Genomic DNA, 15,355 nt, shown 5'->3' on the forward strand with positions numbered 1-15,355 from the left:
ATCCGTTTGTTTTTTCATCATTTTTTTTCAACATATCTAAAACAGATTCTTATTTCTTTAATAAAATATTGGTTTAAAATATATTTTGAGAGGGAACTTTTGCAAAAGTAGAATATTTTTTTATTCCGCCTAGAATATTTTGTTGATTTTCAGACAAAACTTATAGCCGAAATATTTTGAACTAATACTGAAAAAATTAAATTTGCAGACTTGATTCCATACGCTGATGCATCGTTTTTTTATATTTTTATATTATCTGATTTCTAAAAACTGGGTTCTTTCAGTAATTATTGCTTTAGGAATAGCTGTGATATGCGGATTTTTTGCTTCAAAAATTAATTTTGAGGAAGATATCAATCAGATTATTCCTAAAAATGAAAAATCCGATCTTACGGCAAAAGTTCTTAAACAGCTGAACTTTTCGGATAAAATCATAGTTATTATAGAGAACAAATCCAGGGAAGACGGTTTTTTGCTTTCTGAAACGGCAGATACTTTCCTGCAAAAAATTGAACCTCTGAAAAAATACATCGGTGACGTACAGGGAAAGGTGAACGACAGTGAAATTTCGGAAACATTTGATTTTGTAAGCCAGAATCTGCCTCTTTTTCTTGATGAAAACGATTATAAGGAAATTGAAAGAAAACTGCAAAAAGACAGCATCGCCAAACAGGTAGAGAACAACTATGTTTCCCTGGTATCCCCTACAAGCCTTGTCACCAAGGATTTTATCAAAAAAGATCCTCTGGGAATTACTTATCTGGGAATTAAGAAATTAAATGCCTTAAACATCAGCAAAGATTTTAAGCTCGAAGACAATTATATAGTTACGAAAGACGGAAAAAACCTCTTGCTTTTCATTGACCCTAAAAATAAAAGCAATGATACCAAAGGTAACGAAGCCTTCGTCAATCAGCTCAACCAGATCAAGGACGATATTAATAAACAGTTTAAGGGAAAAACAGAACTCAGCTATTTCGGTTCCCCGGTGATTGCCGTAGCCAATGCACAGCAGATCAAAAAAGACATCCAGAATACGGTCATGATCTCCATGGCAGTGCTGCTGATTCTGCTGATGTATTATTTCAGGAATTTCTTTACTCCGATTATTGTATTTCTTCCGACCGCATTTTCTGTATTGCTTGCCCTGCTGATCCTTTATTTTATAAAAGATAAAATTTCAGCTATTTCATTGAGTGTGGGAGCCATACTTATCGGGATTACGATAGATTATGCCCTTCATATTCTCACCCATTACAAGCACAACAATAATATTGAAGAGCTTTACAAAGAAATCACCCAGCCCATTGTACTGAGCAGCGCCACTACGGCCGTTTCCTTTTTATGCCTGGTATTTGTACGCTCCGAGGCCTTGAAAGATCTAGGTCTTTTTGCAGCTATTACTGTTATATTATCCTCCATTACTGCACTGATTATCGTTCCCCAGCTTTATCATCCCAAAGAGAAAGAGGACAAACAAAATGCTAATTTTATAGACAGGATCGGTTCTTATCCTTATGAGAAAAACAAACCGCTGATCATAGGATGTTCCATCATTATTATTGCCTGCCTTTTCGGTTTCAGGCATGTGGGATTCAATGAAGATATCGGGGACCTGAATTATATCCCAAAAGAATTAAAGATAAGTGAGGCTAAGCTTCAGAAGCTTTCCGACATCACGTCCAAATCCATCTACACCATTTCCTACGGAGATTCTGAAGAAAAGGCGCTCGCAAGAAATACCCGGCTAAGCAGTTTCCTTGAGAGGGAAAAGAAGGAAGGAAAGATCCTGAGCTACAATTCCATTGGAAACGTTGTGCTTTCAGAAAAAGACCAGAAACAAAGGATTAAAACCTGGAATCAATTCTGGGATGGAGATAAAAAAAGCCGTACGGTTTCACAGCTGGTAAGCAGCGGGAACCAGTTTGGATTCAATAATAGTGCTTTTGATAATTTCAATGAAATTTTAAATAAAAACTACACCCCATTAAGCCTTCGGGATTATGAGAAAATCAAAGCCTTGCAAATCTCTGAATTCCTGAGCAATGAGAATAGATTTTACACTGTTTCCAATGTTGTAAAAGTAGATGAAAAGAAAAGAGATGCTTTCATAAAAGACGTTGAAAAAAACCACAATGCACTGGCCATTGACCGTCAGCAGATGAACGAAAACTTCCTGGGACTGCTGAAAAGGGATTTTGGCACGTTAATTAACTATTCTCTTCTCGCCATCATCCTTACTATCATCGTTTTCTTCAGAAATTTTGAGCTTACCGTTCTCACCATGTTTCCTATTGTACTGACAGGAATCGTTACGGCCGGTATTCTTTATTTCCTGGGATTAGAATTAAATATTTTCAGTACCGTAGTCTGTACGCTGGTTTTCGGTGTGGGAGACGATTTCAGTATTTTCCTTACAAAAGCTATGCAGAAGGAGCACACAACAGGAAAAAACGAGCTTCCAACCTACAGAACTTCTATTATTCTGGCCGTTTTCACTACTGTTTTGTCGATCGGCTCTTTGATCTTTGCCAAACATCCGGCATTGCATTCACTTGCATTGGTTGCCTTAATCGGGATGTTCTCTGTAATTATTATCACCTCAACGCTTTATCCGTTCTGGTTTAGGTTACTGATTACAAACAGGGCAAAAAAAGGACTTTCCCCGATCACCTTCGGATTATTTTTAAGATCCGTCATATCCTTCTTTTATTATGGATTGGGAGGATTTGTCTTTTCATTGGTCGGAAGTATGTTTGTCAAAAGGTCAAAAGGAAGAACATTAGATATTATTAAATTGATTTTAGCTAAATTTTTAACATCAGTACTGTACACCAACCCATTTGTAAAGAAAAGAGTGATAAAAAATCCGGCGGAAGATTTCAGCAGACCTGCTGTCATCATTGCCAACCATACTTCTTTTCTTGACACGCTTGCCATTGCTATGGCCACTCATAAAATTATTTACCTGGTGAACGACTGGGTTTACGAATCCCCGGTTTTCGGAAGACTGGTAAGGGCGCTTGGCTTTTTTCCGGTTTCTCAGGGAATAGAGAATGGGATGGGACAGCTGAAAGAAAAAATTGACCAGGGCTATTCATTGGTTGTTTTTCCTGAAGCGGAACGTTCTTATACCAACGATGTGAAAAGATTCCATAAAGGAGCATTTTATCTTGCAGAACAGTTCGGATTGGATATTCTTCCGCTGTACATCCACGGAAATTCCGAAGTACTGCCCAAAGGAGACTTCATTATTTATGACGGAAGCATTATCGTAAAAGTAGGCGAAAGGATCAGTAAAGATAATGCCAGCTTTGGAAAGAACTATTCTGAAAGGACAAAAAAGATCAATGCCTATTTCAGGAATCAGTTTGCAGAACTGCGAAATGAACTGGAAGACGAGAATTATTTCAGAAAAAAATTATTTTTAAGCTACCTCTACAAAGACAGTGAAGTGGTAAAAGAAGTCAAAGATGATTTTAATGCCAACAAATCCGTCTATTTTGAACTGAACAAACATATTCCGAAAAACGCATCGATTCTGCACATGGCAGATGATTTCGGACAGAAGGATATCCTGCTCACCCTTTACCAGGCGGAAAGAAGAATTTTTTCTTTCATTAAAGATGAAGAAAGAAGAGCAACAGCCAAACAAACCTATTTGGTAAAAAAAAGAAAACTGAAATATATTAGCAGCATCCCGGAAATCGATAAAAAGATTGACATTCTTCTGATTTCGGATCAGGAATTTGATATCAGTACACTGAAGGAGCTTCCCGGGACCATCATCCTGCTGAACATACCACATTATGACCTGAAAAATTCAGATTATCTGCAGGAATTCAGTTCAGAAGCAATAAAAATTTTCAAAAAACACTAAATAAATATGAAAAGCATATTTTTGTAACCGCTAAAGAATATTAATGAAAAAAAATATACTGATCATTTACTATTCGCAAACCGGCCAGCTGGAGGATATTGTGAAGAATGTAGCCCAGCCTTTCGAAGCCAGAAAGGAAGAATACGATGTTACCTATTATAATATCAAACTGAAAGAAGACTTCCCCTTCCCATGGCCGGGAGATGTTTTCTTCAACACCTTCCCTGAATCTTATCTTCAGATCCCTAAAGAGATCTTTCCGCCTTCCGACGAGATCCTGAACAAAAAGTACGACCTCATCCTATTCGGATACCAGGTATGGTACCTTACCCCATCCATTCCTATCATTTCTTTCCTGAAAAGCGGTTTTGCGGAAAAGATCATGAAAGATACGGATGTGGTTACCATTTCAGGCACCCGCAACATGTGGATGCTTTCTCAGGAGAAGCTAAAGGTATATTTGAAAAATCTTGGCGCAAAATTGGTAGGGAATATTGCCTTGGTAGACAGGCATGACAATTATACAAGTGTTCTGACCATCTTACGCTGGCTGACCACCGGACAGAAAGAGAAGTCAGGCATTCTGCCGGCCGCCGGAATCTCCGATGAAGAAATTGCAGGTTCTGTAAAGTATGGGAATATTATAGAAAAACATTTCAGCAGCGGGAACCTCTCCGGTCTCCAGCCTGATCTGGTAAAGAATGGCGCTGTAGAGATCCGTCCTTTTTTAGTAAGGGTGGAAAAAGTAGGTAATAAGATCTTCACCGTATGGTCCAACCTCATTATTAAGAAAAAAGAGAAACGCCCATTGCTGATAAAATTCTTTAAGGTATATTTGATGGCTGCGATATGGATTATTTCACCTGTCGTCTTAGTTTTACACTTACTGACAACCCCTATATTTTGGTTTAAAAGACAAAAACAAAAAACATATTTACAAGGAATTAATTTAAAATAGAATGTACGACGTATTTATAACAAAAGCATCAACATATTTACCCAACAGCCCGGTATCAAATGATGAAATGGAAACTTATCTTGGTCTGATCAACGGTGTTCCTTCTAAAGCAAAATCACTGATTTTAAGAAATAACAAGATCACCACAAGATATTATGCTTTGGACAAAGAAGGAAATCCTACCCATACCAATGCACAGCTGACAGCAAAAGCTGTAGAAGGATTATTCGATGAAAACTTCAAAAAGGAAGATATGAAGCTATTGTCCGTGGGAACTACTTCTCCGGATCAGATGCAGCCTTCACATGCTTCTATGGTTCATGGTGAGCTGAATATCGGAAAATCTATTGAAATTAATACCGCTACCGGTTTATGTAACTCGGGAATGAACGCATTGAACTATGGATTCCTTTCCGTAAAGGCAGGCGTACAGGAAAATGCCGTTTGCGTAGGCTCCGAGAGAATGTCTGCATGGATGACTGCAGATAAATTCAACCACGAAGCTGAAAACTTAAAATTACTGGAAGAAAGACCTATCATTGCTTTCAAGAGAGAATTCTTAAGATGGATGCTTTCTGACGGTGCAGGTGCCTTCCTTTTAGAAAATAAGCCAAGAGAAAATCAGATTTCTCTAAAGATAGAATTCATCGATTTTTATTCTTACGCCCACGAAATTGAAGCCTGTATGTATGCCGGATGCGACAAGCAGGAAGACGGAAGCCTGAAATCATGGGCAGACTACCCATCTGACGAATGGCTGAAAGAGTCTATTTTTGCGATCAAACAGGATACAAAGATCCTTGACAAATATATCCTTGTAAAAGGAGCAGAAAGCTTGAGATCTTCTTTTGACAAACATAATCTGGACCCGGCGAAAATAGATCATGTTCTGGCCCACATTTCCTCAGGTTACTTTAAAGACGGCTTAAGAGAAGAGTTTGCCAAAAAAGGTATGGATTTCCCTTCCGAGAAATGGTTCTATAACCTTTCTGAAGTAGGAAACATCGGTGCCGGTTCTATTTTCATCGCACTGGAAGAATTAATGAATTCCGGAACGTTGAAAAAAGGAGAAAAAGTACTGCTTTGTGTGCCTGAAAGCGGAAGATTTGCCTACTCGTGTGCCCTGTTAACGGTTTGCTAATGGAAAACAGACTGCCAACTTCTGATCAGAAATTTGTGGAAAGTCTCATTCCGCAGCGTTTTCCATTTGTCATGGTTCATGAGCTTACGGAATATTCTGATGAACATCTTGTATCAGGGTTTGAAATCAAGGAAAACAATATTTTCATTCAGGAGGGTGTATTTCAGGCATCAGGCCTTATTGAGCATCAGGCACAGAGCGTTGCTTTACACACAGGCTATAAATATTACCTGCTGGGAAAAGATGCCCCTACAGGATATATTGGTGCCATTAAATCTTTTGAAGCGGAAACTTTACCCAGAACAGGAGACCGTTTGGTATCGGAAGTAACGATCCTCAATGAAATAATGGGAGTAACCCTGGTAGATATTATCACGAAATTAAATGGTGTGATCATTGCAAAATCTCAGATGAAAACTGCCGTAAAATAAACTGTAAATGGAAATCAAGGAAGAGAATATCATTAATATACACAACTTTCTGCCGCACCGCGAACCGATGCTGATGGCAGATTATATCCTAGAACTGACCAAAGAAAAAGTTGTGACTTCCTTTGAGATCAAAGAAGACAATATTTTTGTCCACAATGGTGAATTCGCAGAAGCCGGCCTGATTGAAAATCTTGCCCAGACCTGCTCATCCATCCTGGGGCAGAGTTTCTTTGAAAATCCTGAAGCAGATACCAAAGTGATAGGCTTCATCACCAACATTAAAAAAATTGAAGTATTTGCTCTTCCTAAAATTGGAAACAAGATCATTTCAAAAGCTTCACTGATTTCCCAGTACGAAAATATCTGTCATATTTTTTGCGAGACATTTTATAATGATGATATACTGATCAGAGGAGAGATTAATCTGTTTATTCAGGAAGTGAAATCTTAGAAATCATTAATTTGATTTAAGTATATAGCCGTACAATTTGTGCGGTTTTTTGTTTTTAGCCATGGATGACACAAATCTTCACGAATGATTGCGTTGTAAAATTAGGTTTTGGCTAAAACCGGATTGGAATTTTGATAATATTAAGCAAACGGGCTAAAGCCCTTCCTATTAATGGATATTTGAATGGATTGTGATTATTTGTGGAAAAACATTTGTGGTATTTGTGGTTAACTTCCAAATGCAATCAATGTAAAATAAAAAAGCGGGACATTTCTGCCCCGCTTAAAAAATTGCTATTCTAAAAGATTAGTATCCGAAGATCTCTTCAAGAGATACCTCCTGGAATGTTCCCATTTTATTAATAGATTCCATATCCAGGTTTTCTTTTTTACCGATGATGGCTGTATTGTATTTTACCGGCTTAACTTCAGTATCGTAGAAATTGGTAAGCTGAGGTAATGTAAGACCCTGGATTTCTGCATAAATATCTTTTCTGATATCGTAATCAACCCCCAGCTTTTTCAGTGCCAGCTGATTGAAGAAAATATTTGTTCTGTTGATCCTGTTGGAGGCAATCTGCTTCAGTGCAGAACCCTTTGAATTCTCGAACTGCGCAGGAACCTGAGGCAATGAAACCATAAGATCATTCATTGCATTTACTGCTAAAGGAAGTTTATTCGCCTGTGTTCCTATATAATTGGTAATATAGTTGGCATGTCCTTTTTCTGTTGCATTGGCGTAAGAAACATAAGCTGTATAAGCCAGCGACTTACTTTCTCTGATCTCCTGAAATACGATGGACGACAAACCTCTTCCGAAATATTCGTTGAAAACATTGGCTTTTCCAAAGTTACTTAGGTTCACCTCGCTTCCTTTGGCTACTTTAGCCATTTCCATCTGAACCATATCGTAGTTCGTGAAATATACTTTTCCTTCTGCGGCAGGCTCCGGATAGTCCTTAGCTTTCGCAGGCTGAACAGTGGTCTCTGTGATATATGGCTTAACGGCTTTTTCCAAACCTGACTGGTCCTGACCGTAAAGCAACACTTCATATGGAGACTGGTTCAGTACTTTGACTTTTTTCATCAGCTCTGTTGCATCAATGCTCTCAAGACGTTCTTTGGAAACGATATCCGTCATTCTGGAATTTTTACCATATTTGGCATAATTCGAAAGTGCAGCCATAATTCTTGTTTTATCCTTTTTACCGGCTGCTCTTGCTTCCAGTATTGTTTTTACGGTTTTTGCGTAAATTTCTTTATCTGCTTTTACATTGGTCAGCCAGTGATTCATCAGTTCGGCCCCTTTCTTCATGTTTGCTTCAAGGCCGCTTAGTGTAATAATTACCTGATCGTTGGAAGTTCTGAAGCTGTAGGTGATTCCCAGTTTATAGAATTCGCCTTTCAGCTGCTCAGGCGTATACTTATCCGTTCCAAGATATTCGAAAAGGGTTACTGCAATCGGAAGTTCCTTATCATTATCTGTTCCGAAAGGGAAAATATAGCTGATCTGTGCTACATCATTGTATTTGTTCTTAACAAAACTTATCTTCTTATCTTTGATCTGTGAAGTCTGGATCGCAGTCTTATAATCAATGAATTCAGGTTTCGTCTCAGCTACTTTATTGTTTAAAATATCTTTAAGGAAAGGAGACTGTGCTTCTCTGTTAAGCTTGATAGGAGTAATTCCGGGGTTCTGTACACGAACCAGTTTATCATTCACTCCTTTTTCTTTGTAAACCACTACATAGTTGTCTTTAAAGAAATCATTCGCAAACTTTACAACATCTGCTTTTGTGATTTTTTCATACTGGTTGATGTCATCCAGTTCATCCTGCCATGTTTTTTCATTAATATACGTGTCATACAGTGTTGTGGCAAGTCCGTCTGCAGTTTCCCAGGCCTTCATACGCTGTACTTTCTTGTCATTAACGATGGCTTTCAGCATCCAGTCAGGGAACTGCCCTTTTTTCACCAAATCCAACTGATCAAGTAAGAGTTTTTTAGCCTCATCAAAAGATTGTCCCTCTTTAGGCGTCACAGACATGGTAAAAGCACCATAAGCTTTAAAAGCAGACTCATAAGCTCCTGCTCCCAATACTTTTTGGGTCTGGTTCATATTAAGGTCAATAAGACCCGCATCTCCCCTGTTGCTTAAGATTTCTCCAACCATATCTGCCAGTCTTGCATTCTGGCTTCCATTGGAATCCGTTCTCCAGGCCAGGGTCATTCTTGGTGTGCTTGGACTTTTTACCGTTCTTGCAACGATATTTGTCATAGGTTCTTCGCTCACCATTTTTTTCATAGGAAGCTCCTTATATTTAAAAGAACCGAAATACTGGTCAACAAGCTTGATTGTTTTATCAAAATCAAGATCCCCTACCAGGACAACAGCCATATTATTCGGCACGTAATAGGTATCAAAATATTTACGGATAGCAACCATGGAAGGGCTTTTCAGGTGTTCCGAAGTACCTATAGTTGTCTGCTGTCCGTTGGGATGTTTCGGGAAAAGGGCTTCCATCATAGCATAATTCACAAGACGGCCGTCATTATCCTGAGCTCTGTTGTATTCTTCGTAAACTGCTTCCAGCTCCGTATGGAAAAGACGCAATACCAGCTCGGAAAAACGTTCTTTCTCCACTTTCAGCCATTTTTCAAGCTCGTTGGATGGGATGTTGTTTTTATATACGGTTTCATCAAGCCATGTGTGGGCATTCGTTCCTGTAGCTCCCAATGAAGAAATTGCCTTGTCATACTCATTCGCGATGGCATATTTGGAAGCTTCCTGCGAAACCTCATCGATCTTTTTATAAAGAGCTTTTTTCTTTTCCGGATCTTTTTCTGCTTTATGCTGTTCATAAAGGTCGGAAATCTGCTGCAGAAGTACCTTTTCCTTTGCCCAATCTTGTGTTCCAAGATGTGAAGTACCTTTAAAAACCATATGCTCCAGATAGTGAGCTAAGCCGGTATTGTCGCTTGGGTCATTATTGGATCCCGTTCTTACCGGAATATAAGTCTGAATTCTCGGTGCATCATCATTCTTCGCCAGATAAACCTTCAGTCCGTTTTTCAAAGTATATACTCTAACACCGGACTGGTCATTCTTAACCGTTTCATAAGTATATCCCTGGCTATCGGTCATCTTTTGGGTTTCAAATTTCTGTGCCATTGCGTTCAGCATACAGAAAAGTGAAACGGAAATAAAAAATTTCTTCATAAGTTATTATTTAATTCAAATTTCTAGAATCCAATAAGTCTGTATTTCCTATATACTTGTTACAGCAAATCAAGATTATAATTTTTTGGATTAATATTTGAATTAACCTGTAAAAGACCTGTTTTTTGGCATTATAATTAATATGATTTACATATAATGTATTTTCACTATTTTAGCCAACCGATTAAAAAGAATCAAAAAGGTGAAGTATTTTTCATCTGAAATTAAAAAAATAATGCAGTTTACATGAAAAAACAAGACCTGCCTCAGGACGAAAGCAATCTGAAATCGGCAAACATGACCGAAGTCTTGTATGTGACCGATGAGAATGATAATTATACAACCGCCAACAGCATAGGCTGGGATGCTAAAAAAGCAGCCCTTGACGAATCTATGGAGCTTATCCATGAAAGGATTGAAGAAGCCAGACAGAATGTTGCCAATAATGTAGTGAGTCCTATTATTTATTTTATGGAACTGAATAAAATGGATCTGCAGGTTCTTGCAGCCTATGTAGGTATGTGGCAATGGCGTGTAAAAAGACATGCAAAGCCCAAAATATTTAAGACACTAAGCCAATCCGTACTGAAAAAATATGCCGATGCTTTCGGAATTTCAGTGGATGAATTAAAGAACTTCGACGGGAAATAGTGCTGAAACACGGCATACATTATGCACAGGTTCATTCCGTCAATGATAAAGATAAAAGCAGCAAATGAAACTTAACTTCGAACACCATCAGACCGCACATTGCGAAAACGGTGTTGCCTCCAATCTGTTACTCAATAAAGGCTTAAAGCTCAGTGAACCCATGATCTTCGGGATCGGTTCCGGACTGTTTTTTGTCTATCTGCCATTTTTGAAAGTGAATTTCGCACCGGGCTTCAGTTACAGACCGATGCCGGGCGCTATTTTCAGCAAAGCAGCCAAAAGATTGGGAATAAAAATCAAAAGAGAAAAGTTTTCCAATCCTAAAGATGCACAATCTGCTTTGGAAAGAAACTTAACCCAAAACATTCCTACAGGACTTCAGGTGGGAGTTTTTAACCTTACTTATTTTCCTGAAGAATATAAATTCCATTTCAATGCCCACAATCTTGTGGTATACGGAAAGGAAGACGGAAAATTCCTGATCAGCGACCCGGTGATGGATTACACCACTACCCTTACGGAAGCCGAACTGGAAAAAGTAAGATATGCCAAAGGCGCACTGCCACCAAAAGGACATATGTACTATCCTACTTATATTCCGGAACACGTCAATCTGGAGGAAGCTATCAGGAAAGGAATTAAAGACACCTGCAAAAATATGCTGGCTCCCGTTCCTCTAATTGGGGTAAAAGCCATGCGGTGGGTAGCAAAAAGCATCCCGAAATGGGCTGAAAAGAAAGGAACTAAGGTTACCAACCACTACCTTGGACAGTTGATCAGAATGCAGGAAGAAATTGGTACCGGCGGTGGAGGTTTCAGGTTCATTTACGGTGCATTTCTTCAGGAAGCGGCAGTTATTCTTAAAAATGATGAATTAAAAGAGCTTTCGAAAGAGATTACAGCCATTGGCGACCTTTGGAGAGACTTTGCCGTGGATATTGCCCGTGTTTACAAAAACAGGAACTCAAAAAGCGATATCTACAACAACCTTTCCAAATCCATGCTTCATATTGCTGATCTGGAAGAAGCTTTCTACAAAAAACTGAGAAAAGCGATCTGATATGGCAGAAAATATGATTGAGATTAAAAATCTTTATAAAAAGTATAAGAATGCCGAAGAATTCTCCGTCAACGACATTTCATTGAATATTGAAAAAAATGAGATCTACGGAATTCTTGGACCGAACGGAGCGGGAAAAACCACTCTGATTTCTATGCTTTCCGGATTGATCAAACCAACTTCAGGACAATTCAAAATCAATGGATTATCTCCTCATAAAGATGGTTTCAAATTAAGACAGATCATTGGAATTGTTCCGCAGGAATATGCATTATATCCCACTTTAACAGCCAGGGAAAATTTAATGTTTTTCGGAAGTTTATACGGTTTAAGCCACAAAAAATTAAAAAAAACCATTGATGAATCCCTGGAAATCATGGGGTTATCAAAATTTGCAGATAAACAGGTGGGCCAGTTCTCCGGAGGGATGAAACGCCGCTGTAACCTTATTGCAGGAACCCTTCACAATCCAAAAGTTCTGTTTTTGGATGAACCGACTGTTGGTGTGGATGTTCAGTCCAAAAAAGTTATTATCGATTTCTTACAGGAACTGAATAAAAACGGGACATGTATTATTTACACCTCCCATCACCTTTCTGAGGCGGAAGAGTTTTGTACAAAGATTGCTATTATCGACCGAGGCAAAATTCATGCGGTAGGAACACCTGAAGAACTGGTGAACAGAGTGGCAAGTGCCGAAAATTTGGAAGATGTTTTCATATCATTAACAGGAAAAGAATTAAGAGATGTTGTTGTATAAACTTTGGAGAAGCTTCGTGAAAGAAATCCTTCTTCTGAAGAGGGATATAGGGGGAATAGTGATTATTTTCGTCATGCCGTTACTTTTAATTGTAACCATTACTTTGATTCAGGATTCCACCTTTAAAAACCTTGAAGGCTCAAAAATCCCGATCATTTTTATTGATAATGACAAGTCTGAGGTCTCAAAAAACATAAAACACGAACTGGAAGCCAGCAAAACCTTCCAGCTGCTGACCAATTATAATGAAAAGTCAGCACAGGATGCAGTATTTTCAGGAGATTACCAGATGGCTATCGTTATTCCTGATAATTTAACGAAAGACCTGAATGCCAACATTGATTCTAAAGTTCAGGCGATTGTAAGTTCGTTTGGTCTTGAGGGTGATTCTGCAAAGGTTAAAAAAACAGCTCCGAAAGCAAAGGAAATTCACCTGTATTTTGATCCGGCGACCAATGCAGGATTCAAAAATTCAGTCATGAATTCCGTAAACAAAATGGTCTTTGAGATCGAAAACAAAAAGATCTACAAAGCATTCCAGGAACAGCTGGGGACCGAAGAAAACCTTGAAGAGAACAAAAACCTCATCAGTTTCAAAGAGATTACCCCTAAAAAAGGAGCCATGGAAGTAATGCCGAATTCCGTTCAGCATAACGTTCCCGCATGGACCCTTTTTGCGATATTTTTTATTGTGGTTCCTTTGTCTATCAATTTAGTTAAAGAAAAAAGCCAGGGCACCAGTGTAAGGGCGAGAATCAGTCCAACCCCTTATTTCGTTCATATTTTAGGAAAAACATTCACTTACCTGATCATCTGTATCATTCAGTTTTTACTGATGGTAGCTGTAGGAATTTATCTTTTCCCGTATATGGACCTTCCGGCATTCGATGTTTCAGGGAAAATGTTCCAGCTTCTTGTGGTGACCTTATTTTCCGGTCTTGCAGCCATTGGGTTTGGCGTTTTATTGGGAACTATTGCCGATACGCAGGAACAGTCTGCCCCTTTTGGCGCAACTTCTGTGGTCGTTTTGGCCGCTATCGGAGGAATATGGGTTCCTGTATTCTTAATGCCCGAATTCATGCAAACCATAGCCAAATTTTCTCCTATGAACTGGGGACTGAATGCCTATTACGATATTATTTTGAGAAGCAGCGGAATTGCAGGAATTGCCAAAGAACTTGCCTTACTGTTTGCATTCTATATTGCCATGGTAGCTATTTCTATTTTTTACGAAAGAAAACAAAATGCAGTCTAAAGAAAACATATTAACCTGTACCGAAGAAGTAAGGGTAAGATTCAATGAAACAGATCCGCTGGGAATTGTCTGGCACGGTCATTATATTGTCTATTTTGAAGACGGAAGAGAAGCCTTCGGGAGACAGCATGGCCTTACTTACCTTGACATTCAGAATGCCGGATATGTAACGCCTATCGTAAAGAGTACCTGCGAACATTTTCTTCCTTTAAAATATGGGGAAACATTCAGGATCGTTACCACTTTTGTGAATTCCGTATCTGCCAAACTGATCTATACTTACGAATTGTTCAATCAGGATAACCAGCTGGTTTGCAGTGGAGAAACCGTCCAGGTATTCTTAGACAGCAGCGGAAATTTATGCCTTTATAACCCTGATTTTTTTCAGGCATGGAAAGATAAAATGGGATTATAATGAAGAAGGAAATTTACATTACAGACTACAACTGCATCACGCCTTTAGGATTTGATGTTTCTTCTAACTGGAATAATCTGGTGAAGGGAAATTCAGGAGTAGCCCTGCATAAAGTGATTGAAAACCAGGAAACGTTTTATGCTTCAATCATTGATACTGAAAAACTTAATGAAGAGTTCAACAATAAATTCGACAGCCAAGGTTTTACCAGGCTGGAGAAAATGTTTCTTCTAAGCTTAAAACCTCTTGTTGAAAAGCATTCCATTACAGAAGAAACCGCCTTTATATTATCCACAACCAAAGGAAACATCAGTTTATTAAAAAACCAGACTGAATTACCGGAAGGCGCTTACCTTTCCAATTTAGCCCAGAAAATTGCGGATTATTTCGGGTTTAAAACAAAACCCATCGTGGTTTCCAATGCCTGTGTTTCAGGAGTAATGGCCATTGCTGTTGCTAAAAATATGATTCTTGCAGGAAAATATAAAGATGCCTTCGTCATTGCGGGCGATGAAGTTTCCGAGTTTGTTATTTCGGGGTTCAATTCTTTCCAGGCCATTGGCACAGGACCTTGCAAACCGTATGACAAAAACAGAAACGGAATCAATATCGGTGAAGCTACAGCAGCAGCATATATCACTTCCGTTTTGGATGAAAACGAAAAGTTCAGGTTTAAAATACTGGGAGATTCTGCAGTGAATGATGCCAATCATATTTCCGGCCCTTCCAGAACAGGAGACGGACTGTATGCCAGCATCAGAAACGCCATGACAGAAGCCAACATCACCAAGGAACAAGTTGATTTTATTTCTGCCCACGGAACCGCTACCTTATATAACGACGAAATGGAAGCCATTGCTTTCAACAGAATGGAGCTTCAGCATGTTCCGCTAAACAGCATGAAAGGATATTACGGCCATTGCCTGGGTGCTTCCGGACTTCTGGAAACAATCATATCCATGGAAAGTGCCCGTCACGAAGTTCTTATCCCTTCCAAAAATTTTGATGAGGAAGGTATTTCCCAGCCGTTGAATATCATTAAAGAAAATCAGCCTGCAAGAGTTCGGTATATTTTAAAAACAGCTTCTGGCTTTGGAGGCTGTAATGCGGCGGTTGTGATGGAAAAATGTTAAA

Annotated in this window: 12 protein-coding genes; 11 read left to right on the plus strand and 1 reads right to left on the minus strand. The window is 38.8% G+C overall.

Going from position 1 to position 15,355, the window contains the following annotated elements; all coding sequences use genetic code 11:
* The first annotated feature begins 226 nt into the window (after positions 1-226).
* Genes ACM40_RS00090 through ACM40_RS00110 form a run of 5 tightly spaced genes read left to right on the plus strand, consistent with a single transcriptional unit; the run spans position 227 to position 6,861 of the window.
* A complete protein-coding gene (locus ACM40_RS00090; RefSeq protein WP_048500853.1) occupies positions 227-3,880 on the plus strand; it encodes an MMPL family transporter in 3,654 nt (1,217 codons plus the stop codon).
* 43 nt (positions 3,881-3,923) lie between these two features.
* Positions 3,924-4,838 (plus strand): hypothetical protein, encoded by a 915-nt coding sequence (locus tag ACM40_RS00095; RefSeq protein ID WP_048500854.1) that lies wholly within the window; start codon positions 3,924-3,926, stop codon positions 4,836-4,838.
* A gap of 1 nt (position 4,839) precedes the next feature.
* On the plus strand, positions 4,840-5,979 hold the full coding sequence (locus tag ACM40_RS00100) for a beta-ketoacyl-ACP synthase III (protein ID WP_048500855.1): 1,140 nt from the start codon (positions 4,840-4,842) through the stop codon (positions 5,977-5,979).
* Positions 5,979-6,410, plus strand: coding sequence for a hypothetical protein (locus tag ACM40_RS00105; protein WP_048500856.1), 432 nt, complete (start codon positions 5,979-5,981; stop codon positions 6,408-6,410). Before ACM40_RS00100 ends, ACM40_RS00105 begins: the two co-directional genes overlap by 1 nt.
* Positions 6,411-6,417: 7 nt before the next feature.
* Positions 6,418-6,861, plus strand: coding sequence for an ABC transporter permease (locus ACM40_RS00110; protein WP_048500857.1), 444 nt, complete (start codon positions 6,418-6,420; stop codon positions 6,859-6,861).
* 306 nt (positions 6,862-7,167) lie between these two features.
* Here the strand turns inward: ACM40_RS00110 and ACM40_RS00115 are convergent, their stop codons facing one another.
* Positions 7,168-10,080 (minus strand): M16 family metallopeptidase, encoded by a 2,913-nt coding sequence (locus ACM40_RS00115; protein ID WP_048500858.1) that lies wholly within the window; start codon positions 10,078-10,080, stop codon positions 7,168-7,170.
* 246 nt (positions 10,081-10,326) lie between these two features.
* Between ACM40_RS00115 and ACM40_RS00120 the strand changes: the two genes are divergently transcribed.
* The 6 genes from ACM40_RS00120 to ACM40_RS00145 all read left to right on the plus strand — a co-directional run bounded on the left by ACM40_RS00120 (position 10,327) and on the right by ACM40_RS00145 (position 15,354).
* Positions 10,327-10,731: a hypothetical protein gene (locus ACM40_RS00120; protein WP_048500859.1), complete on the plus strand. Its 405-nt coding sequence runs from the start codon at positions 10,327-10,329 to the stop codon at positions 10,729-10,731.
* Between the two features lie 64 nt (positions 10,732-10,795).
* Complete coding sequence (locus ACM40_RS00125; protein ID WP_048500860.1) at positions 10,796-11,791, plus strand: BtrH N-terminal domain-containing protein; 996 nt, start codon at positions 10,796-10,798, stop codon at positions 11,789-11,791.
* 1 nt (position 11,792) lies between these two features.
* A complete protein-coding gene (locus tag ACM40_RS00130; RefSeq protein WP_048500861.1) occupies positions 11,793-12,551 on the plus strand; it encodes an ABC transporter ATP-binding protein in 759 nt (252 codons plus the stop codon).
* A complete protein-coding gene (locus ACM40_RS00135) occupies positions 12,538-13,806 on the plus strand; it encodes an ABC transporter permease (RefSeq protein WP_048500862.1) in 1,269 nt (422 codons plus the stop codon). The genes ACM40_RS00130 and ACM40_RS00135 overlap by 14 nt, the downstream gene beginning before the upstream one ends.
* Positions 13,796-14,221, plus strand: a complete 426-nt coding sequence (locus ACM40_RS00140) for an acyl-CoA thioesterase (protein ID WP_048500863.1) — start codon at positions 13,796-13,798, stop codon at positions 14,219-14,221. The genes ACM40_RS00135 and ACM40_RS00140 overlap by 11 nt, the downstream gene beginning before the upstream one ends.
* A complete protein-coding gene (locus tag ACM40_RS00145; RefSeq protein ID WP_048500864.1) occupies positions 14,221-15,354 on the plus strand; it encodes a beta-ketoacyl synthase N-terminal-like domain-containing protein in 1,134 nt (377 codons plus the stop codon). The genes ACM40_RS00140 and ACM40_RS00145 overlap by 1 nt, the downstream gene beginning before the upstream one ends.
* Position 15,355 lies beyond the last annotated feature (1 nt).

Origin of the sequence: Chryseobacterium sp. BLS98 (assembly GCF_001045445.1) — a bacterium.
In the GTDB taxonomy this organism is placed as follows: domain Bacteria; phylum Bacteroidota; class Bacteroidia; order Flavobacteriales; family Weeksellaceae; genus Chryseobacterium.